This is a genomic window from Ottowia sp. (genome assembly GCF_035325765.1).
Classification (GTDB): Bacteria; Pseudomonadota; Gammaproteobacteria; order Burkholderiales; family Burkholderiaceae_C; genus Ottowia.
Genome location: NZ_DAOKZG010000052.1, coordinates 1 through 19343 on the forward strand (window position 1 = coordinate 1; position 19343 = coordinate 19343).

General features: G+C 69.0%; 22 protein-coding genes. 5 read left to right on the forward strand and 17 right to left on the reverse strand.

Features of this window, described 5'->3' with window-relative positions:
* The 11 genes from PKA16_RS13560 to mltG all read right to left on the reverse strand — a co-directional run.
* The coding region (locus tag PKA16_RS13560) for a phenylalanine--tRNA ligase subunit alpha (RefSeq protein ID WP_324403955.1) at positions 1-785 on the reverse strand (785 nt) is incomplete at its 3' end.
* A 119-nt stretch (positions 786-904) separates the two neighbouring features.
* Positions 905-1261, reverse strand: coding sequence for a 50S ribosomal protein L20 (gene rplT / locus PKA16_RS13565; RefSeq protein WP_324403957.1), 357 nt, complete (start codon positions 1259-1261; stop codon positions 905-907).
* A gap of 27 nt (positions 1262-1288) precedes the next feature.
* Positions 1289-1492 carry a 50S ribosomal protein L35 gene (gene rpmI, locus PKA16_RS13570; RefSeq protein WP_324403959.1) on the reverse strand — a complete coding sequence of 68 codons (204 nt, stop codon included), beginning with the start codon at positions 1490-1492 and terminating at the stop codon, positions 1289-1291.
* 149 nt (positions 1493-1641) lie between these two features.
* Complete coding sequence (gene infC / locus PKA16_RS13575) at positions 1642-2247, reverse strand: translation initiation factor IF-3 (protein WP_324403993.1); 606 nt, start codon at positions 2245-2247, stop codon at positions 1642-1644.
* Positions 2248-2320: 73 nt separating this feature from the next.
* A complete protein-coding gene (gene thrS, locus PKA16_RS13580) occupies positions 2321-4228 on the reverse strand; it encodes a threonine--tRNA ligase (RefSeq protein ID WP_324403962.1) in 1908 nt (635 codons plus the stop codon).
* 229 nt (positions 4229-4457) lie between these two features.
* A complete protein-coding gene (locus tag PKA16_RS13585; RefSeq protein ID WP_324403964.1) occupies positions 4458-5132 on the reverse strand; it encodes an ankyrin repeat domain-containing protein in 675 nt (224 codons plus the stop codon).
* Positions 5129-5935, reverse strand: coding sequence for a TatD family hydrolase (locus PKA16_RS13590; protein WP_324403966.1), 807 nt, complete (start codon positions 5933-5935; stop codon positions 5129-5131). The genes PKA16_RS13585 and PKA16_RS13590 overlap by 4 nt, the downstream gene beginning before the upstream one ends.
* Positions 5936-5975: 40 nt before the next feature.
* Complete coding sequence (locus tag PKA16_RS13595; RefSeq protein WP_324403968.1) at positions 5976-6350, reverse strand: PilZ domain-containing protein; 375 nt, start codon at positions 6348-6350, stop codon at positions 5976-5978.
* A 22-nt stretch (positions 6351-6372) separates the two neighbouring features.
* Positions 6373-7380, reverse strand: a complete 1008-nt coding sequence (locus PKA16_RS13600) for a DNA polymerase III subunit delta' (protein WP_324403970.1) — start codon at positions 7378-7380, stop codon at positions 6373-6375.
* Positions 7371-8027 carry a dTMP kinase gene (gene tmk, locus PKA16_RS13605; RefSeq protein ID WP_324403972.1) on the reverse strand — a complete coding sequence of 219 codons (657 nt, stop codon included), beginning with the start codon at positions 8025-8027 and terminating at the stop codon, positions 7371-7373. Before tmk ends, PKA16_RS13600 begins: the two co-directional genes overlap by 10 nt.
* Positions 8024-9031 (reverse strand): endolytic transglycosylase MltG, encoded by a 1008-nt coding sequence (mltG, locus tag PKA16_RS13610; RefSeq protein WP_324403974.1) that lies wholly within the window; start codon positions 9029-9031, stop codon positions 8024-8026. Before mltG ends, tmk begins: the two co-directional genes overlap by 4 nt.
* Before the next feature lie 74 nt (positions 9032-9105).
* Here mltG and PKA16_RS13615 point away from each other — a divergent pair, with 74 nt between their 5' ends.
* Positions 9106-10059 carry a folate-binding protein gene (locus PKA16_RS13615; RefSeq protein ID WP_324403976.1) on the forward strand — a complete coding sequence of 318 codons (954 nt, stop codon included), beginning with the start codon at positions 9106-9108 and terminating at the stop codon, positions 10057-10059.
* 50 nt (positions 10060-10109) lie between these two features.
* Here PKA16_RS13615 and PKA16_RS13620 read toward each other — a convergent pair whose 3' ends face one another.
* The 6 genes from PKA16_RS13620 to PKA16_RS13645 form a co-directional block, all read right to left on the reverse strand.
* The gene (locus PKA16_RS13620) at positions 10110-10994 is read right to left on the reverse strand and encodes a GNAT family N-acetyltransferase (protein ID WP_324403978.1); all 885 of its coding nucleotides are present in this window, start codon (positions 10992-10994) and stop codon (positions 10110-10112) included.
* Between the two features lie 182 nt (positions 10995-11176).
* Complete coding sequence (locus PKA16_RS13625) at positions 11177-12094, reverse strand: alpha/beta hydrolase (RefSeq protein WP_324403995.1); 918 nt, start codon at positions 12092-12094, stop codon at positions 11177-11179.
* Between the two features lie 237 nt (positions 12095-12331).
* Positions 12332-13153: a fumarylacetoacetate hydrolase gene (locus tag PKA16_RS13630; protein ID WP_324403997.1), complete on the reverse strand. Its 822-nt coding sequence runs from the start codon at positions 13151-13153 to the stop codon at positions 12332-12334.
* A 180-nt stretch (positions 13154-13333) separates the two neighbouring features.
* Positions 13334-14068, reverse strand: coding sequence for a DUF3011 domain-containing protein (locus tag PKA16_RS13635; protein WP_324403979.1), 735 nt, complete (start codon positions 14066-14068; stop codon positions 13334-13336).
* A gap of 108 nt (positions 14069-14176) precedes the next feature.
* Positions 14177-15121: an AEC family transporter gene (locus tag PKA16_RS13640; RefSeq protein ID WP_324403981.1), complete on the reverse strand. Its 945-nt coding sequence runs from the start codon at positions 15119-15121 to the stop codon at positions 14177-14179.
* Positions 15122-15132: 11 nt separating this feature from the next.
* Positions 15133-16038 (reverse strand): DUF1932 domain-containing protein, encoded by a 906-nt coding sequence (locus PKA16_RS13645; RefSeq protein WP_324403983.1) that lies wholly within the window; start codon positions 16036-16038, stop codon positions 15133-15135.
* 358 nt (positions 16039-16396) lie between these two features.
* Here PKA16_RS13645 and PKA16_RS13650 point away from each other — a divergent pair, with 358 nt between their 5' ends.
* The 4 genes from PKA16_RS13650 to PKA16_RS13665 form a co-directional block, all read left to right on the forward strand.
* Positions 16397-16705, forward strand: a complete 309-nt coding sequence (locus PKA16_RS13650) for a helix-turn-helix domain-containing protein (protein ID WP_324403985.1) — start codon at positions 16397-16399, stop codon at positions 16703-16705.
* A gap of 88 nt (positions 16706-16793) precedes the next feature.
* Positions 16794-17138 carry an FKBP-type peptidyl-prolyl cis-trans isomerase gene (locus PKA16_RS13655; RefSeq protein ID WP_324403987.1) on the forward strand — a complete coding sequence of 115 codons (345 nt, stop codon included), beginning with the start codon at positions 16794-16796 and terminating at the stop codon, positions 17136-17138.
* A gap of 456 nt (positions 17139-17594) precedes the next feature.
* Complete coding sequence (gene grpE, locus PKA16_RS13660; RefSeq protein WP_324403989.1) at positions 17595-18185, forward strand: nucleotide exchange factor GrpE; 591 nt, start codon at positions 17595-17597, stop codon at positions 18183-18185.
* 91 nt (positions 18186-18276) lie between these two features.
* Positions 18277-19343: Hsp70 family protein (locus PKA16_RS13665; RefSeq protein WP_324403991.1), on the forward strand; the 1067-nt coding region annotated here is incomplete at its 3' end.

Below are 19343 nucleotides of genomic sequence, written 5' to 3' on the forward strand. Positions count from 1 at the left end.
TCGGTCTCGAAGAAGGCCTTGCAGAAGTTCAGGTAGGTCACCTTCAGGTCGGCGAAGCTCACGTCCTCGCCCAGCCACAGACCCTCGACCTGGTGGAACATGGGCGAGTGCGTCGCGTCGTTGTCCACGCGGTAGGTGCGCCCCGGGGCAATGACGCGGATCTCGCGCATCTCGCCGCGCGCCAGCGCGGCCGCATGGCGTTTCGCATGGGCCGTGGCGTAGCGGATCTGCATCGGGCTGGTGTGGGTGCGCAGGCAGTAGGGCTGGCCGTCCTCGTCGTTCAGGTCCACGTAGAAGGTGTCCTGCATCGAGCGCGCCGGGTGATTCGGCGGGTTGTTCAACGCCGTGAAGTTGAACCAGTCGTTCTCGATCTCGGGACCGTCGGCGACGTCGAAGCCCATGCTGGCGAACACCTGTTCGATGCGCTCCCAGGCGCGCGAGACCGGGTGCAGGCCACCGGCGCCACGCTGGCGCCCCGGCAGCGTCACGTCGAGCGCCTCGGCGCGCAACTGGCGCTCCAGTTCGGCGTCCTGCAGGGCCTGGCGGCGCGCCGCCAGCGCGGCCTCGATGGCCTGCTTGGCCTGGTTGATGGCGGCGCCGCGCGACTTCTTCTCGTCGAGGGCGAGGCTGGCCAGGCCCTTCATCAGGGCCGTGACGCGCCCGGCCTTGCCCAGGAACTGCGCCTTCGCGTCCTCGAGATCGGCCGGCGTCGCGGCATGCGCGAAGCGATCCTCGGCGGCGCGGACCAGTTCGGACAGGTCACTGGAGGGAACGGAGACATCCATGGGCATGAACGGTGGCGGGAGCAAATGAAAAAAGGGATTGAGACCATCTCGGCCTCAACCCCTTGAGCCATCCGCGCGCAGCGACGACGGGCGCGGTGGCGCGTGGTGGCCGCGTGGCGTCAGGCCAGCCTGGCCCGGGCCTGTTCGACCAGGCTGGCGAAGGCCGCCTTGTCGTGCACGGCGATGTCGGCCAGCACCTTGCGGTCGAGCGCGATGCCGGCCTTGTTCATGCCGTTCATGAACTGGCTGTAGGTGATGCCGCATTCACGCGCGGCCGCGTTGATGCGGGTGATCCACAGGCGCCGGAAGTCGCGCTTGCGATTGCGGCGGTCGCGATAGGCATACTGCGCCGCCTTCATGACCGCCTGCTTGGCGACCCGGAAGACGTTCTTGCGGCGACCGCGGAAGCCCTTGGCCAGGGCCAGCACCTTCTTGTGACGGGCGCGGGCCGTCACACCACGTTTGACGCGAGGCATTTGGTTTTCTCCTTGTCCGTCGGTTGATCAGAGGCCGGCAAACGGCAGCATCTGTGCCATCTGGCCGAGGTCGGTGGCGTGCACGCTGGTGGTGCCGCGCAGCTGACGCTTGTTCTTGGTGCTCTTCTTGGTCAGGATGTGACGCTTGAAGGCCTGGCCACGCTTGACCGTGCCACCCGGACGAACGCGAAAGCGCTTCTTCGCGCTGCTCTTGGTTTTCATCTTGGGCATTTGCATGCTCCTTCTTCATTTGTGCTCGCGAGGCGTGTGCATCATGCATGCACCCTTGCTTGGCCCCGAGCCACTTGTTGCGGCGGGGATTCATGCCCCACCGTTGTTGCCGACCTCAGGCCGGCAAATTCCTGCCTGCGCCGCGCGCCTCAGCTCGCGGCCTGCGCCGTCGCGGCCTGGCTCGCACCCTTGGCCGCGCCGCCGCCCGACTTCTTGCGCGCTGGCGCCAGCATCATCACCATCTGCCGCCCCTCAAGGCGGGGAAACTGCTCGACCACCACGCTGTCGGCCAGGTCATTGCGCACCCGGTCCAGCAATGCAAGGCCGAGTTCCTGGTGCGTGATCTCGCGGCCGCGGAAGCGCAGCGTGACCTTCACCTTGTTGCCATCGGCGACGAAGCGGCGGATGTTGCGCAGCTTGATGTTGTAGTCGCCATCGTCGGTCGCCGGGCGGAACTTGACCTCCTTGAGCTCGATGACCGTCTGCTTGGCCTTGGCCTCCGCCGCCTTCTTCTGCTCCAGGTACTTGAACTTGCCGTAGTCCATCAGCCGGCAGACGGGCGGGGTTGCCGTGGCGGCGATCTCCACCAAGTCCACGTCCAGATCGCCGGCCATGCGCAGCGCCTCTTGCAGCGGCACGATGCCCAGGGGTTCGTTGTCGGGGCCGTTGAGGCGCACTTCGGGTGCCATGATTTCGCGGTTCAGGCGATGGGCACGTTCCTCACGGTGGCGGCGGTCGCGGAAATTGGTAGCGATGGTTCAGGTTCCTCAATCAAAAAAATGGCAAAGCTGTCCGGGTGACGCGGACTAAAGCTGTCTCGAAGGGAAATCAGGCTTTAGAAGCGATGTCCTGGGCGATGCGCTTGACAAACGCATCGAGGGCCACCACACCGAGGTCCACATTGCCTCGCGCGCGCACTGCGACAGCACCCGCCTCCTTCTCCTTGTCGCCCACGACCAGAATATAGGGAAGCTTCTGCAACGAATGCTCGCGTATTTTATAGGTGATTTTCTCGTTGCGCAGATCCGTTTCCACTCTAAGCCCTTGAGCTTGCAGCGTTTTCGCCACATGGCGAACGTAATCGGCCTGCGCGTCGGTGATGCCGGTGACCACCACCTGGACCGGCGCCAGCCACACCGGCAGTGCCCCGGCGTGCTGCTCGATCAGGATGCCGATGAAGCGCTCCAGGCTGCCGACGATGGCGCGGTGCAGCATGACCGGGTGATGGCGCGCGCCGTCCTCGCCCACGTATTCGGCATCCAGCCGCTCGGCCATGGAGAAGTCGACCTGGATCGTGCCGCACTGCCATTCGCGGCCGATCGCGTCCTTCAGCGTGTATTCGATCTTCGGGCCGTAGAAGGCGCCCTCGCCCGGCGAGAGCTGGTAATCGCAGCCCGCGGCCTCCAGGCTCTCGATCAGGGCGCGCTCGGCCTTGTCCCAGCTTTCGTCCGTGCCGATGCGCACGTCGGGACGCGTGGCGATCTTGTAGATGATGTCGGCAAAGCCGAAGTCGGCGTAGACCTTCTGCAGCAGCGCGGTATAGGCCGTGCATTCGGCCAGGATCTGGTCTTCGGTGCAGAAGATGTGGCCATCGTCCTGGGTGAAGGCGCGCACCCGCATCAGGCCGTGCAGGCCGCCCGAGGGCTCGTTGCGGTGGCAGGCGCCGAACTCGCCGTAGCGCAGCGGCAGGTCGCGGTAGCTCTTGACGCCCTGCTTGAAGATCAGGATGTGGCCCGGGCAGTTCATCGGCTTGAGCGCGTAGTCGCGTTTCTCGCTCTCGGTGATGAACATGTTCTCGCGGTACTTGTCCCAGTGGCCGGTCTTCTCCCACAAGGCCTTGTCGAGGATCTGCGGACCCTTGACCTCGAGATAGCCGTTGTCGCGGTAGACCGCGCGCATGTACTGCTCCACCACCTGCCACAGGGCCCAGCCCTTGGGGTGCCAGAACACCGTGCCGGGCGAATGCTCGTCGATGTGGAACAGGTCGAGCTCGCGCCCGAGCTTGCGGTGGTCGCGCTTCTCGGCCTCCTCCAGCATCGTCAGGTACTGCTGCAGCTCGTCCTTGGTGGCCCAGGCCGTGCCATAGATGCGCTGCAGCATCTCGTTGCGGTGGTCGCCGCGCCAGTAGGCACCGGCCACCTTCATCAGCTTGAAGTGCCTGAGCTTGCCGGTACTGGGCACGTGCGGGCCGCGGCACAGGTCCTCGAACGCGCCCTCGCGATAGAGCGAGACGTCCTCGTTCGTCGGGATGCTGGCGATGATCTCGGCCTTGTAGTGCTCGCCCAGGCCCTTGAAGTAGGCCACGGCCTCGTCGCGCGGCAAGACACGGCGCTCGACCGGCTCGTCCCTGGCCGCCAGTTCGGCCATCTTCTTCTCGATCGCGGCGAGATCCTCGGGCGTGAACGGGCGCTTGTAGCTGAAATCGTAATAGAAGCCGTTCTCGATCACCGGGCCGATCGTGACCTGGGCCTCGGGGAACAGCTCTTTCACCGCGTAAGCCAGCAGGTGCGCGGTCGAGTGGCGGATCATCTCCAGTCCCTCGGCGTCGCGCGAGGTCACGATCGCGACCGACGCGTCCTGGCGGATGACGTGACTGGTATCGACCAGACGCCCATCCACCTTGCCGCCCAGGGCGGCCTTGGCCAGGCCCGGGCCGATCGACTGCGCGACCTCGGCCACCGTCACCGGCTGGGGAAATTCCCGCTTCGCGCCATCGGCGAGCGTGATCTCAATCATGCACCTGCTCCGTGAACTCGGGAAGAAGAGGCGAAACCATGAAAAAGCGCGGCCTGGGCCGCGCCGGGTCGATTCCGGTTGGCCAGAATGCCGACCGAACCCGGCCCCAGGTCGGGATCGCTCGCGCCCTCATGGCCCGTGGATGCCTTTTCGATCCTTGCTGCGCGAGCACGGCCTGCGCCGCGCCTCGCAAAGCAATGAATTTTACCCGCTCGGGGCCAACGCTGCCCTACCACTGTCCGCGCGGCACGCCCTGGCTGCGCCGCAGGCCCTCGATCAGCAGTTCGGCCGCGTTGGCACGGCCACCCTGCTGCGCCAGGTCGAGCGCGGTCTGGCCCTGCCGATTGCGCATGCGCAGGTCGGCGCCCGCCTGGATCAGCACCTTCACGGCCTCGGGGCTGCCGAAATAGGCGGCCATCATGAGCGGCGTGTTGCCGTTGGGTGCCTCGGCGTCGATGAAGGCGTTCTCGTCCAGCAGCAGCTCGATCATCGCGACGTGGCCGTTGGTGGCCGCGTAGTGCAGCGGCGTCCAACCCGGCTTGTTGACGTCGGCATCGAGCGCGATCAGACGGCGCGCGATCGCCAGGTCGCCCTTGAGCGCGGCGACCATCAGCGGACTCTCGCCAGCCGGATTGCGCTCCTCCGGCTTCAGGCGGGGCGAATCGAGCAGCACGCGAGCGGCCTTCAGACGATCCTCCTGCAGCGCCAGCACCAGGCCCGGGACGCCCCTGTCGTTGCGGGCGTTGGGATCGACGCCACGCGCCAGCAGGCGGCGCAGCGCGCCGTCATCGTCCTGCACGATGGCGCGAAAGAAGTCGCCGACGGCGTCGCTCCACACCGGCAGCGACGCGACGCATCCCGCCAGCAGGACGAGGGTGGCGCGCAGCAGCGTGGCGCGCCTCATGCCAGCACCCGTGGGAACAGGCGATCGAAGTTGGCGCTGGTGAGCGCGCCAATGCGCTCTGTCGACGTGCCGCGCAACTCGGCCAGGCGCGCGGCGACGTGGACCACGTAGGACGGATTGTTGACCTTCCCGCGGTACGGCACGGGCGCGAGGTAGGGCGAATCGGTCTCGATCAGCAGGCGGTCGTCCGGCACCAGCTTCGCCACCTCGTGCAGCTCACGTGCGCTGCGAAAGGTGACGATGCCCGAAAACGATACGTAAAACCCGCGATCCAGGGCGGCGCGCGCCACCGCGCGCGTTTCGGTGAAGCAGTGGAACACGCCGCCGGCCGCGCCGATGCCGCCGTCCTCGCCCTCTTCATCCAGGATCGCCAGGGTGTCGTCGGCGGCGGCACGCGTGTGGATCACCAGCGGCAGGCCGGCGTGGCGCGCCGCGCGGATGTGGACCCGAAAGCGCTCGCGCTGCCACGCCAGGTCGGCCACGCTGCGCCCGCCCTTGCGCTCCATCATCTGGTAGTAGTCCAGCCCGGTTTCGCCGATGGCCACCACCCGGGGCAGCGCGGCCGCGGCCACCAGTTCGTCCACGTCCGGCTCGTGCACGCCCTCGCTGTCAGGGTGCACGCCGACCGTGGCCCAGAAGTTGTCATGGTCCCGGGCCAGTGCGTGGACCCGGGGGAACTCCTCCATCGTCGTGCTGATGCACAGGGCGCGCGTGACGCGCGCCGCGGCCATCGCGGCGCGGATGGCGGGCAACTCGGCCGCCAGTTCGGGAAAGCTCAGGTGGCAGTGCGAATCGGTGAACATGCGGGGCGTGATGGTACCCCCCGTCCCGAAGGGCGATCGTTCAGAAGGTCTGCGTGGGCCGGTCGGAACTCAGGGCGGCGCCCAGCACCTGTTCGATCTTGGCCTTGAGCTGGGCCGATTTCTCGTCCTTCGGAAAGCGGATGCCCACGCCCTGGGTGCGGTTGCCGGTGGCGCGCGCCGGCGTGATCCAGGCCACCTTGCCGGCCACCGGGTAGCGCTGCGGGTCGTCCAGCAGCGTCAGCAGCACGTAGACGTCGTCACCCAGCCGGTGCTCGCGCGTGGTCGGCACGAAGATCCCGCCCTCCTGGAACATCGGGATGTAGGCGGCGTGCAGCGCGCCCTTCTCCTTGATGGTGAGCTGGATCACGCTCGGGCGCGAGCCCGGGAGTGCGGCGTTCTGGGTGTTGGTGGACATGGCATCGTGACGGTCTGTCGACTCAGGATGCCGAGTTTAGGACCTGACGTGCCGCGTTGACCAGGAATTCTGTCGCAAGTTGGGCGTTTAATGGATGCTCGGCCGTGCGTGCGGACTGCGCGAGCTGGGTCCACCAGCGCGTCAGCACGCGCAGCGGTGGCGCAATGGCCGGCAGATCGGCGGCATCGAAGTAGCGCGGGGCAGCGCCGACGCGCTGGGCCAGCAGGTCATGACAGAGCTTTTGCAGGCGCGTCACGACCTCGGCCAGCGGCAGGCCCGCCAGCGCCGCCACTTCGCCGCGCGCCAGCGCGCGCGGCAGTTCGCTCCAGTTGCGCGCGCCGTCCTGGGTCGCCAGCGCCAGGGCGCCGTCGGGGCGCCCGCCGGCAGCGCGCAGCAGCGTCCCGGCGACGGTTTCACCCACGCCCTGCCGGACCAGCCAGGGCAGGACATCGGCCGGGTCCGGCCAGGCCAGGACATGGCCCAGGCAGCGGCTGCGGATGGTCGGCAGCAGCAGGTGGGCGGCGTCGGTGGCGAGCACGAAACGCACGTCGCCGGCGGGCTCCTCCAGCGTCTTGAGCAGCGCGTTGGCGGTGACGGCGTTCATGCGCTCGGCCGGATACACCAGCACCGCCTTGCCGCGGCCGCGCCCGCTGGTGCGCTGGGCGAACTCGATGGCCTCGCGCATGGCGTCGACCCGGATGTCGCGGCTCGGCTTGCGCTTCTTCTCGTCGATCTCGGCCTGCGCCTTCTCCGTCAGGGGCCAGCCGCGCGCCAGCATCTCGGCCTCGGGCATCAGGACCACCAGGTCGGGGTGGGTGTGCACGTCGACGCCGTGGCAGCTGGCGCAGCGGCCGCAGGCCCCCTGCGGCGTGGGCGCATCGCACAACCAGGCGCGGACCAGGGCCAGCCCGAGCTCGAACTGGCCCAGGCCGGACGGACCCTGCAGCAGCCAGGCATGGCCGCGCTGCGCGAGCAGGGCCTGCAGTTGTGGCGCCAGCCAGGGCGCCAGCGGCGCACTGCTCACAGCCACCCCCGTTCGCGCAGGATCGCCCGCACGGCGGCGTGGACGGCCTCGCGCGGCTGGCTCGAGTCGATGCGGGCAAAGCGTGCCGGATGCTCGCCGGCACGGCGCGCGTAGGCGGCGCGCACCGCGTCGAAAAAGGCGACGGGCTGGGCTTCGAAGCGGTCCGGCAGCCGTGCCCCCGCGAGGCGGGTCGCCGCCTCGGCCGGCGCCAGGTCGAACCACAGCGTCAGGTCGGGCTGCAGCAGCGCGCCGCGCTCGCGCCACAGCCCGAGGTCCCGTGTGTCCTGCGCCAGCCGTTCCAGTTCGCCCAGGGCCTGCCAGTCCAGTCCGCGGCCACCGCCCTGGTAGGCGAACGAGGCGTCGGCGAAGCGGTCGCACAGCACGACCTCGCCACGCGCCAGCGCGGGGGCGATCACCTGGCGCGCGTGATCGCGCCGCGCGGCGAACATCAGCAGCGCCTCGGTCTGCGCATCCATCGGCTGGTGCAGCACCAGGTCGCGAATCCGTTCGGCCAGCGGCGTGCCGCCCGGCTCGCGAGTCTGCACGACGACCCGACCGGCGGCGCGCAGGGCCTCGGCCAGGGGCGCGATGTGGGTCGATTTGCCAGCGCCGTCGATGCCCTCGAAGCTGATGAAGAGCCCCCCCTCCCTCATGGCCTGCCTCCGCCACGCTGATACCGGTTGACCGCCCGGTTGTGCTCGTCCAGGGAGCGGCTGAAATGGCTGCTGCCGTCGCCGCGGGCCACGAAATACAGGGCACTGGTGCGCGCCGGTTGCACCGCAGCCATCAGCGCGGCCTTGCCCGGCATCGCGATCGGCGTCGGCGGCAGGCCACGCCGGGTGTAGGTGTTGAAGGGCGTGTCGCCGCGCAGGTGGCTGCGCGTGAGGTTGCCGTCGAAGGTCTCGCCGAGGCCGTAGATCACGGTCGGGTCGGTCTGCAGCGGCATGCCGGCACGCAGGCGGTTGATGAAGACGCCGGCGATCTCCGCCCGGTCGGCGTCGCGCCCGGTTTCCTTTTCGACGATGCTGGCCAGGATCAGGGCCTCGTCGGGCGATTTCAGCGGCAGGTCGCTCGCGCGCGCCTCCCAGGCTGCCGCCAGCCGCCGCTGCATCAGCTGCATGGCCTGGCGCAGGATCGCGAGCTCGCTGCTGGCATGCTTCGGGTAGAGGTAGGTGTCCGGAAAGAAGCGCCCTTCGGGCGCGACACCGGGTACGCCGAGCGCCTCCATGAGCTCGTCCGGCGACAGCTCGGCGCTGTCGTGCCGCAGGAACTCGGCCTGCGCCAGGGCCGCGCGCACCTGCCGGAAGGTCCAGCCTTCGACCAGGGTGATCGAGACCATGACGCGCTCGCCACGCACCAGCTTGTCCAGCAGGTCGGCCGCGCGCATGCCGCGCGTGACCGCGTAGTCGCCCGGCTGGATGGTCTGCCCCTGGCCGGCAAACCGAAAGTACAGGGACAGCAGCTCGGCCGGCACCTGCACGCCCGCAGCGGCCGCCTGGCGCGCGGCAGCGCGCAGCGACGCGCCCTGCGGCACGCTGACCTCGATCGCGTCGGCGGCCAGCGGCAGCGGCCGGGCCAGCCACCAGCCGGCGCTCGCGGCAGCGGCCAGAAGCACGAACAGCAAAGCCAGCGCCGCGCGGAGAACCAGTTTCCTCATCACTTCCCGGCGCGCGCAGGGCGCGCCTTCGTCAGACGGATATCCAGGGCATGCCCCCTGGAAATGAACCGGCCATGATAATTGAGCCCATGGACATGCCGGCAACCCAGACGCACAGCGCTGCCGCCCTGCCCGCCGGAGGCGTGGCGCCGCTGGCGCACCTGGGCGTGATTCGTGCGCGCGGCGAGCAGGCTGGCGCATTCCTGCAGGGCCTGTTGACGCAGGAGATGGAGCAGTTGCCGGTCGGCCAGGGACGCTTGGCCGCGCTGTGCAGCGCGAAGGGCCGTGTGCTGGCCAGCTTCGTCGCCTGCCGCCAGGCACCCGACGAATTCCTGTTGGTGTGCAGCGAGGATCTGCTGACGGAAACGCTGCGACAACTGGCGCGCTTCGTGCTGCGCAGCAAGGTGCGGCTGGACGAGGCAACGGCCGATTTCAAGCTGCGTGGCCTGCTTGGCCGGGCTGCCTCGCAGGCGCAGCCAGGCGCGGCGAGGAACGGCGCGGTCGCGCCGCTCACCGTGCCGCTGGCCCCTGCCGATGCAGTCCAGCGGGCCCTGTGGCTGGCACCGCTCGACGCCGTGGAGCCGGTCGGCGCCGCGCTTGCCGGGTCGGATTGGGCGTTCGCCGAGGTGCGCAGCGGCGTCGCGACGGTGGCGGCAGCCACCGCCGGGCAGTTCGTGCCGCAGATGCTCAATTACGAGTCGGTCGGCGGGGTGAGCTTTCGCAAGGGTTGCTATCCGGGCCAGGAGGTGGTGGCACGCAGCCAGTTCCGCGGCGCGGTCAAGCGCCGGGCCTTCGTGGCCCAGGTGGCCGGCCCGGCGCAGGCGGGTGACGAGGTGTTCGCGGTGGAGCCAGCCGGCACGCCTTGCGGCCTGATCGTGCAGGCCGCGCCTGCTCCCGATGGGGGCACGGCCGTGATCGCGGTGCTCGGCCTGTCCGCGGTCGAGTCCGGCCAGGCGCTGACCCTGGGCGTCGATACGGGCGCGCCGCTGCGTGCGCCGCGCTTGCCCTATCCCCTGCTCGACATCTGAACCTGGAAACGGCAGTTGACCGCGTCCAACTGCCGTTTCCAGGCTGAATTTCAGGGCACCAGGCGCTTGCGCATCGCGATGTGGGCAATGCCCACTTCCTCGTACGGCTCGCCCTCGGGCGCGTAACCCAGGCGTCGGTAGAAGCCCTCGGCACTGCGCTGGGCGCTCAGATGCAGTTCGGTGTCGCCACGCCCGCGTGCAGCATCCTCCAGGCCGGCCAGCACCGCCTCGCCCAAACCGGCACCCCGCAACAGGCGCAGTACGGCCATGCGGCCGACTCGCGCCACGCCGGGCGCTCCACCTTCCAGCAGGCGGCCCGTCGCCACCGGCAGGCCGAGTCGATTGATCACGACGGCGTGCACGGCGCCTTCGTCGAGCGCATCCCATTCGTCGGCGCGCGCGATTCCCTGCTCCTCGATGAACACGGGCGTGCGCACCGCGCGCGCGGCCGCGCCGAGCGTGGCCCAGTCGCCGATGCGCAACTCGGTCATCGAGGCGCCGGCCTCGAAGTCCTGCAGGATGGCGCGCAGCTCGGGCGGGATCGGCTTCGGGCGCTGGGTGGCCGGATCGGCGAACACGTAGACCAGTTCGCCGGTGGTGAGCAGCCGCTCGCCCCGGAAGATGGCGCCCGCGACGGTCATCGACGAATTGCCGAGGCGCGCGCAGCGCAGCGCGACGTGCAGCCAGTCGTCCACCTCGGCCGAGGCATGGAATTCGACCCCAACCTTGCGCGCATACAGGTCGCCCGCCAGCCCTGCCATGGTCTGCTCGTACGGCAGCGCCAGCGCCCGCCAGTAGCCGGCAAAGGCGGTGTCGAAATACATCAGGTAATTGGGATTGAAGACGATCTTCTGCATGTCCATCTCCGCCCAGCGCACGCGCAGGCGGTCGACATAGCGGAAGTCCGAGCGGCGGGGCGAGAGGTTCTGGGTCATCGTCGAATCCGGGTGAAGAGTCCCGCGTGGGTCTGCGGTGGCAGGGGCCGTGAAAGCAGGCAGCCGGACGCGGAGGGTGCGGGAAGGCCGCGAAAGAAGCGAGAGAACCTCACTGGATGTCGACGCTGCTTTCCTGGACCATTTTCGCGCCCTGCTCGCCCGGCTTCGTGTCGTTTGCGCCGCTACGGCCCGAGGGCCGCGCGCAGCGCCGCTGCCGCATCGTGGTGGAACTGCCGGGCTTCTGGCAGCGCGCGGCCCATCTGCACGAAGCCGTGCACCACGCCGCGGTAGATCTCCAGTTCCACGCCGACGCCGGCCATGCGCAGCCTGTCGCCGTAGAGCAGGCCCTCGTCGACCAGCGGGTCGCACTCGGCCAGGCCGATCCAGGCAGGAGCGACGCCTTCCAGGTCGTCGGCCAGCAAGGGCGCAAAACGCCAGTCGTCCCGTTGGTCCGCGCGGATGTACTGGGCGAAGAACCAGTCGATCTGCGCCTTGTCGAGCAGCGGGCCCCGGGCGTAGGTGGCGTGCGAGGGTGTGTCCTGGCGCGCGGTCGTGCCCGGATAGATCAGCAGTTGCAGGGCCAGGGCCAGCCCGGCGTCGCGCGCCTGGATGGCAGCCACCGCCGCCAGCGTGCCTCCGGCCGAATCGCCGCCGATGGCGATGCGGGCCGCATCGACATCCAGCGCGGCGGCCCCCGTGTCGGCCAGCCAGCGCAAGGCATCCCAGGCATCGTGCACCGCGGTGGGAAATCGGTATTCGGGCGCCAGCCGATAGCCGACCGACAGGACGGCACAGCCGCTGCCCTGGGCCAGCACGCGACACAGGGTGTCGTGGGTGTCGATGCTGCCGATGGTGAAGCCGCCGCCATGCAGGTACAGCAGCACGGGCAGGCCCGGGTCGCGCGAGGGCGCCACGAGGCGCGCCGGCAGCGCCCCGCCGTCGCGCGTCGGAATGGACCAGTCCTGCACCCGCGCCAGCTTCGGCTTGGGCACTTCGAGCACCTCGGCGGACTTCGCGTAGGCCTGCCGGGCAACCTCGGGGCTGAGCGTGTGCAGGGGCGGATACGGGGCGCGCGCCATGCGCTCCAGCAGCAGGCGCATGGTGGGCGTCAGGTGGGCGTCGACGTCGGCGCCGTGCGGCATCAACGAAGTGCCTCCCGCGGCGCGCGGTCACCGGCTGCGTGGCAGCCAAGCGCCGACGCTGGACCGCCGGGGCGCACGGCTTGCACCTCGGGCGCGCAAGGAAAATCCAGGGTCTTGAGCCCCCCGGACGATCGGCTTTCCGGGTTCACGTTGCCGCCGAGCCCCCAAGCATTCCGGACGCAGCGCGTGCGCGCGTCAGCGAAACGTCACGGTCACCGGCTTCAGGCCCGGCACGCCGTCATAGTGGACGCTCGCCTTGAGCCCGGGCTTGGGTGGCAGCAGCGCCGAGAACGAGCCCAGGCTGACGATCTGCCCGGGACGCAGTGCCAGCCCCTGCTCCTTCAGCGCGCCGGCCAGCCAGATCACGGCATTCAGGGGATGCTCCAGCACGTCCGAACCCTTGCCGCCGCCCAGCTTGTTGCCCTGGGCATCGATCAGGCGCACTTCCATGTCGCGCAACTGGTCGAGCAGCCGGGCCTGGCCGGCCGCGTCCGCGGGTACCGCCAGCGGCGCGCCGCGCACGCCCAGGCGTGCGCCCACGTTGATGGCGCTGACCCCGGTGCCATTGAGCTTGGGCGGTGCCTGCACCATCAGGTCGGGCAGTTCGATGAACGGGATGATCTGGTCCACGTGCTGCAGCACATCGGCCGGCGTGCGGGCCTGGTTGATGCCGGCATCCTTCACCCGCACCAGCAGGTCGGCCTCGTACAGCGGACGCGCGCCGAAGGCAGCGTCGACGGTGGCGCCGTCCTCCAGCAGCATGCTCTGGTAGAGCGCACCCCATACCGGCTGGTCGGTGTTGAAGCGCTTCTGCACCGCCGGGTTGGTGAGACCCGCCTTGTAGCCGGCCAGCGCCCCGGCCTGGCGGGCCAGGCGCTGCTGCAGCCTGGCGCGCGTGCAGGCCGCATCCTGGCCGGTCATGCCTTCGGCCGGGTTGGTGGTGGGCCGGCGCGCGTTGTAGTCTGCCACCCAGGCATCGACCTGGGCGTCGCTCAGGCAACCGGGACTCTGCACGATCGGGGCCGACTCGGGACTGGCGCAGGCGACCAGCAGGGCCGCCAGGGCAGCACCAGCGAGCGTGCGAAGCGAAGTGGGGATCAGGGCGGACAAGGCAGTCTCCTCGAAGCAGGCAGGTTGGTTGGGAAGCGAGCGCGCGTGCAGGGGGCGGCGTGGATGCCGGCTGGATCGCCCCCGGTTTCAGCGCACGCCGAAGCGCGCACGGCAACCCCGGCTGACCCAGATCTCGCCGCGGCCGCGCAAGCCCCAGCTCGAGCCTTCCTGGCACGGCGCCGAGGACAACTGCTCGATCACGCGCGGGTAGCCGCGCCGGAAATCCCAGGCACAGAACGCGGCTTGTTCATTCTCGCTGCTGCAGGTGACGGTGTAGGCCGTGCTGCCTCCCCAGCCGTTTGGCGGAGCGCCTACAGCCCCGCCCACCGCGAACTCGGCCCGGCAGCCACCGTCGACCCAGACCGTGTTGCCGCGCTGGCCCCAGTTGGCTCCCTGCACGCAGGGCGTGTTTGACAACTGGCGCACCAGTCGTGCGGAGCCGCGACGAGTGCCCAGGCGGCACTCACGGCGGCGTCCATCGATACTCTCGCAGCGCAGGGCCTGGCCCGCGTGGCTGCCCGGCCACGAACCACCCGCGCGCTGCGCCATGAACACGCCGCGGCAACCATCGCGCACCCAGATCGTGCCATGGCGTCCGTTGCCCCAGTTGCGCCCCTCCAGGCAGGCCGTCTGCGACAGGTTCTGGATCAGTACCGCGGGCGTCCGGAAATCGGTCCGGCATTCGCGATAGGCGTGGTTCTCGCTGGCACAGGTCACGGCACCCGCGGGCGGTGCCTGGTAATAGAAATCCTGCGCGAATCCGTCCAGCGGGAGCCATGCCAGCACCGTCATCGAGAAAAAGAAACCCATCCAGCGTGTCATGGCGCATCCTGCTCCTGCTATCGGCGACGGCGCTATCCTACAACGCTGCAACGGCGCGTCCGGGGTCCGAAGCGCCTGCGAGAGAGGGTTCGCGGTACCGATCGCCCTTCAGCCCAGCCACCACAGGATCACGCTGATGCTGACAAACGAGGCCAGCGTCGTGCCGAGCAGTGCCGCTGCCGCCATGCCCTCCTGGCCGTGCCGGCCGGCCAGGATCGGGTAGATGCTGAACATGGGGCAGGCGGCCGTGAGCAGGGCGCCGGCGCGCAAGGCAGGATCGGCGAGCGGCGCGCCCAGCAGTGCAAACAGACCGATTGCCCCGACCGTGAGCAGCGGGTGGGCGACCAGCTTGCCGAGCGCGATGCGGGCCACCGGACGGCCCATGCCGGCCAGGCGCAGGCCGGCCAGCGAGCCACCAATCACGAACAGCGAGACCGCGGCACTCGATTGCGCCAGCAAGCCCACCGTGCGCTCGATCGGTGTCGGCAGCCGCAACTCCAGCAGCGAGGCGAGCAGGCCGGCGACCAGGCCGAGCACCAGCGGATTGCGCCACAATCCGGCGGCCGCCCCGCGCAGCACGGTGCGCCAGTGGCCGCCGCCCCCGGCGCTGTCGGCCAGCGCCAGCAGCAGCGGGATGAACAGCAGGTTCTCCACCAGCATGCTCATGCCCAGCACCAGGCCGGCCATCGGGCCGCCCAGCACCAGCAGGTTGATCGGGTAGCCGACGAAGCCGCTGTTGGGGCACGACATGCCCATGGTCTCGATCACGCTGACCAGCGCTTCGCGCCGCGCCAGCCTGCGCGTCCAGGCGAGGCCGAACGCGATCGCGGCGAGCCCGCCGAGCGCGTAGACCCCCATGAAGCGCCAGTCCAGGATCTCGTCGATGCCTCGCCTGGAGATGGCATCGAACAGCAGCGCGGGCAGCGCCAGATAGAGCACGAACTGGCCGAGCACGCGCATGTCGGCGCGCGCGAACAGGCCGGTGCGCGTCGCCAGCCAGCCCAGTGCGATGCACAGGTAGATCGGGCCGGTGATCTCCAGGATATCGACCAAGTGCGCCCCCGTCAGGACTTGCGTGCCGCGAGCAACGCGTCCGCATGGTCCTGCCAGCGCGCATCGCGCGCCACGGCGTCGAACACGCCGGCACGCGCCTGGTCGGCCACCCACTGCTGCCGGGCGGCGATGGCGCGCGTCATCAGCGGCTCGAATCCGGCCTCTTGCACGGTACGCGCGGATTCGCGCATTTCCTCGGCGCGGCGCTGACCGTGCTGCACCGCGCGCTGGAAGAAATAGCTGCCCTGCGCACTCCAGTCGATGGACGGAAAGGTCTCCTGCAGTGTCGGCAGCACGTGCTCCTCGACGCCGTAGGCGCGTGCCGTGGTGTAGCTTTCGATCACCAGGGCCTCCAGGCCCTTGATCATGACGCTGCGGCACATCTTGATGGCGCTCGCCACGCCAAGCTCGGCGCTCACCGCCTGGGCATCCATGCCCCAGCCGCGCAGCCGTGGCGCGAGCCGGGCAGCCTGGGCGCCGCCCAGCAGCATGGGCACGCGAATCCCGTACGGCGGCACCGAGGTCATCACCCCCGCCTCGACATAGTGGGCGCCGGCGCCATCAACCAGCCTGCCGCACGCCCGCTTGGTGCCGGGCGAGGCCGAATTGAGGTCGAGGAACAGGGCGCCGCGGCGCAGGTGGCGCGCGGCTTCCTCGGCCACCGCCAGCGTGTTCGACGCCGTCACGGCCGAGATCACCAGGTCGCTCGCCGCGCACAGGGCCCGCGCCGACTCGTGCGCATGCACCCCGGCGCGATCGGCGTGGCCACGCTCGGCGCCTCGCGTGTCACTCGCAGCGAATTTCAGGTCCCAGGCGCCCACTCCAGCCACGCCGGGCTGCTGCGCCAGGCCCGCGCCGAGGATCTTGCCGACTTCGCCGTAGCCGATAAGGCCGATGTGTATGGGCGTCTCGCTCATCCTGTCTGCTCCTGCTGCACAAACTCCGGGCCGGGCCGCGCGCGGGGCCGCGACCGGGATGCGTGGTTATAGAACACATTTGCCTGGCCGCCCCGCACGGCCCTGCCGCGCCATTGCCGACCGGAGGCTGCGAGAGCCCGCCGCCATCCGCTTCACGACCCGCCCGTGCGCGCTGCGGTCACGTGGAAGCCCGGCATCGACGGCCAGTCTACGGGTTTACCCGCGCTTTCGAGAGGTCAGAAATTTGTAGCGCGTGGCCCACGTCGGACCGACCAAGTGAGCTATTAAACTGCTAGCGAAACAGTGATTTGCGCTATAGTCTTTGCGATACTGCCAGCGATTCGAGGAGAAGTCGTCCATGAGCTCGAAAGAAAATGCCGCGACCGGTCAATTGCTGGCTCTGCTGGAAGCACGCTACGCGATTCGCGTCCTGTGGGCCCTGCACGACGGCCATCCACAGACCTTCCGGCTGCTCCAGGACAGCGTGGGCGGCATCACGCCCAACACCCTGAACACCCGCCTGAAGGAGCTGCGCGCAGCCGGTCTGGTGACGCACGGCCCGGACGGCTACAGCCTGACCGCCAGCGGCACCGACCTGGTCAAGCGCCTGTCCGACCTGCAGGCCTTCGCCGTGCGCTGGGTCGCCGCGCAGGCCAAGCGAAAATAGCGCCGGCGGCGGCCCGATCGAGGCCAACCGGCCAGTCCTCTCTCCACTCCGTTTCCGGCGCAAGGCGCTGCTTCATCGTCCTCCTTCCATGACCACTGAACTCCAGATTACCGACACCCAGCCCGGCTCGGGCAGCGAAGCCCGCCGTGGCCACACCGTCACCGTGCACTACACAGGCTGGCTGTACCAGGACGGCGTGCAGGGCGCGCGCTTCGATTCCAGCCGGGACCGCGGCCAGCCGTTCCAGTTCGCGCTTGGCGCCGGCATGGTGATCCGCGGCTGGGACGAGGGCGTTGCCGGCATGCGCGTGGGCGGCCAGCGCACGCTCGTCATCCCGCCCGAGCTGGGCTACGGCGCGCGCGGTGCAGGCGGCGTGATCCCACCGCACGCCACGCTGATGTTCGAAGTCGAACTGCTGGGTATCGACGACTGACGAGGCGTGAACGAACCCGTCATGCCCGCCTCGGCCACCCAGGCCGACCTGCTCTGCATCGCCACTGCCTGCCGCAGTCCGCGCCACGGTTGTGCCTTGCCCTTGCAGGGCGCAGATCCGCCAGGGGCTGATCTTCCTCGGGCCGCCCAGTGGCCCGCAGGTGCCACTGCAGCCGCGATGCTAAACCTTGAGCGGACAGGGCTTGGCGGCCCTCTCGTCCACGCCGGACGCATGCGCGCTTCCTGAGGCGAGAACGCCGGGTCCGCGACACGGTTGGCCAGTGCCCCTCGATTCGATATTTTCATGATGCGGAATCGGACCGAATCAGACATCGCGCGCAACGCGCCCTGCCGCGGCGCTTGAAATCCGCGCGGCCGGACCCAATTGGGGTGGGATCCATTTCGAACCCGCCCGAACCCGCATTTCCTTGTATTTGTTTTTTGCCCCTGGTTTCGCATGACCGATCCCAATCCAAGCACCGCCGCGGCCACTCCGGCCACCGATCCTTTCGACCCGCCCCGCAGCCCCGAGGAAATCGAAGCCGCCGCGGCCTTGGATGCCCGGGAATCGCTGGCGCAGGAAGAAAACATGCAGGCCGAGCTGAAGGCGCTGCAGGCCAAGGTGGACGAACTGATCGACCAGGCCCTGCGAGCCCAGGCAGACGCCCAGAACGCGCGACGCCGCGCCGACGAGGAGATCGCCAAGGTACGCAAATTCGCGGTCGAATCGTTTGCCGAGAGCCTGCTGGCCGTGGTCGACAGCCTGGAAGCCGGGCTCAAGGTCGAGAACGCCAGTGCCGAGCAACTGCGCGAGGGCACCGAAGCCACGCATCGCCAGTTGATGAGCGTGCTGGAGCGCAACAAGGTGGTGGAAATCAATCCCGCGCCTGGCGCGCGCTTCGACCCGACCCGCGAACAGGCGATCACCATGGTGCCGGCCGAGCAGGAACCGGGCACCATCGTCGTCGTGCTGCAAAAAGGCTATCTGATCGCCGAGCGCGTGCTGCGCCCGGCCCTGGTCACGGTGGCGGCGCCGCGCGCGGATTGAGCACGCGAGGCGGTGCGCGGCACCTTGAAGTTTCGCCTTGACCCTCCATTTTCAAATCATCTGAATTCAAATTTCTTTGCGGAGCAAGAACATGGGAAAAATCATCGGCATTGACCTGGGCACGACCAACAGCTGCGTGGCCATCCTGGAAGGCAACACGCCCAAGGTGATCGAGAACGCCGAGGGCGCGCGCACCACGCCCTCCATCGTCGCCTACCAAGACGATGGCGAGATCCTGGTCGGCGCTTCGGCCAAGCGCCAGGCGGTGACGAACCCGAAGAACACCATCTACGCCGTCAAGCGCCTGATCGGCCGCAAGTTCGACGACAAGGAAGTGCAGAAGGACCTCGGTCTCGCGCCCTTCTCCATCATCAAGGCCGACAATGGCGACGCCTGGGTCGAGGTACGCGGCCAGAAGCTGGCGCCGCCGCAGATCAGCGCCGAGACCCTGCGCAAGATGAAGAAGACCGCCGAGGACTACCTCGGCGAGCCGGTGACCGAAGCCGTCATCACCGTGCCGGCCTACTTCAACGACAGCCAGCGCCAGGCCACCAAGGACGCCGGCCGCATCGCCGGCCTCGAGGTCAAGCGCATCATCAACGAACCCACCGCCGCGGCGCTGGCCTTCGGCCTGGACAAGCAGTCCAAGGGCGACCGCAAGATCGCCGTGTATGACCTGGGCGGCGGCACCTTCGACGTCTCCATCATCGAGATCGCCGACGTCGACGGCGAGAAGCAGTTCGAGGTGCTGGCCACCAACGGCGACACCTTCCTGGGCGGCGAGGACTTCGACCAGCGCATCATCGACTACGTCATCGGCGAGTTCAAGAAGGAACAGGGGGTCGACCTGAAGGCCGACGTGCTGGCCCTGCAGCGCCTGAAGGAAGCGGCCGAGAAGGCCAAGATCGAGCTGTCTTCCAGCACCGCCACCGACATCAACCTGCCCTACATCACGGCCGATGCCTCGGGCCCCAGGCACCTGAACATCAAGCTCACGCGCGCCAAGCTCGAAGCCCTGGTGGAAGACCTGATCGAGCGTTCCATCGCGCCCTGCCGTACCGCCATCAAGGACGCCGGCATCGCGGTGGGCGACATCAACGACGTGATCCTGGTGGGTGGCATGACGCGCATGCCCAAGGTGCAGGACAAGGTCAAGGA

Excerpts from the sequence above, each read along its gene's own strand:
- PKA16_RS13635 (WP_324403979.1), bottom strand. The coding sequence starts at position 14,068 with ATGACACGCTGGATGGGTTTCTTTTTCTCGATGACGGTGCTGGCATGG.
- tmk (WP_324403972.1), bottom strand. The coding sequence starts at position 8,027 with ATGAGGGAGGGGGGGCTCTTCATCAGCTTCGAGGGCATCGACGGCGCT.
- grpE (WP_324403989.1), top strand. The coding sequence starts at position 17,595 with ATGACCGATCCCAATCCAAGCACCGCCGCGGCCACTCCGGCCACCGAT.
- rplT (WP_324403957.1), bottom strand. The coding sequence starts at position 1,261 with ATGCCTCGCGTCAAACGTGGTGTGACGGCCCGCGCCCGTCACAAGAAG.
- PKA16_RS13595 (WP_324403968.1), bottom strand. The coding sequence starts at position 6,350 with ATGTCCACCAACACCCAGAACGCCGCACTCCCGGGCTCGCGCCCGAGC.
- PKA16_RS13620 (WP_324403978.1), bottom strand. The coding sequence starts at position 10,994 with ATGACCCAGAACCTCTCGCCCCGCCGCTCGGACTTCCGCTATGTCGAC.
- mltG (WP_324403974.1), bottom strand. The coding sequence starts at position 9,031 with ATGAGGAAACTGGTTCTCCGCGCGGCGCTGGCTTTGCTGTTCGTGCTT.
- rpmI (WP_324403959.1), bottom strand. The coding sequence starts at position 1,492 with ATGCCCAAGATGAAAACCAAGAGCAGCGCGAAGAAGCGCTTTCGCGTT.
- thrS (WP_324403962.1), bottom strand. The coding sequence starts at position 4,228 with ATGATTGAGATCACGCTCGCCGATGGCGCGAAGCGGGAATTTCCCCAG.
- PKA16_RS13645 (WP_324403983.1), bottom strand. The coding sequence starts at position 16,038 with ATGAGCGAGACGCCCATACACATCGGCCTTATCGGCTACGGCGAAGTC.
- PKA16_RS13655 (WP_324403987.1), top strand. The coding sequence starts at position 16,794 with ATGACCACTGAACTCCAGATTACCGACACCCAGCCCGGCTCGGGCAGC.
- PKA16_RS13650 (WP_324403985.1), top strand. The coding sequence starts at position 16,397 with ATGAGCTCGAAAGAAAATGCCGCGACCGGTCAATTGCTGGCTCTGCTG.
- PKA16_RS13625 (WP_324403995.1), bottom strand. The coding sequence starts at position 12,094 with ATGCGCCTGCTGCTGGAGCGCATGGCGCGCGCCCCGTATCCGCCCCTG.
- PKA16_RS13590 (WP_324403966.1), bottom strand. The coding sequence starts at position 5,935 with ATGTTCACCGATTCGCACTGCCACCTGAGCTTTCCCGAACTGGCGGCC.
- PKA16_RS13585 (WP_324403964.1), bottom strand. The coding sequence starts at position 5,132 with ATGAGGCGCGCCACGCTGCTGCGCGCCACCCTCGTCCTGCTGGCGGGA.
- PKA16_RS13615 (WP_324403976.1), top strand. The coding sequence starts at position 9,106 with ATGATAATTGAGCCCATGGACATGCCGGCAACCCAGACGCACAGCGCT.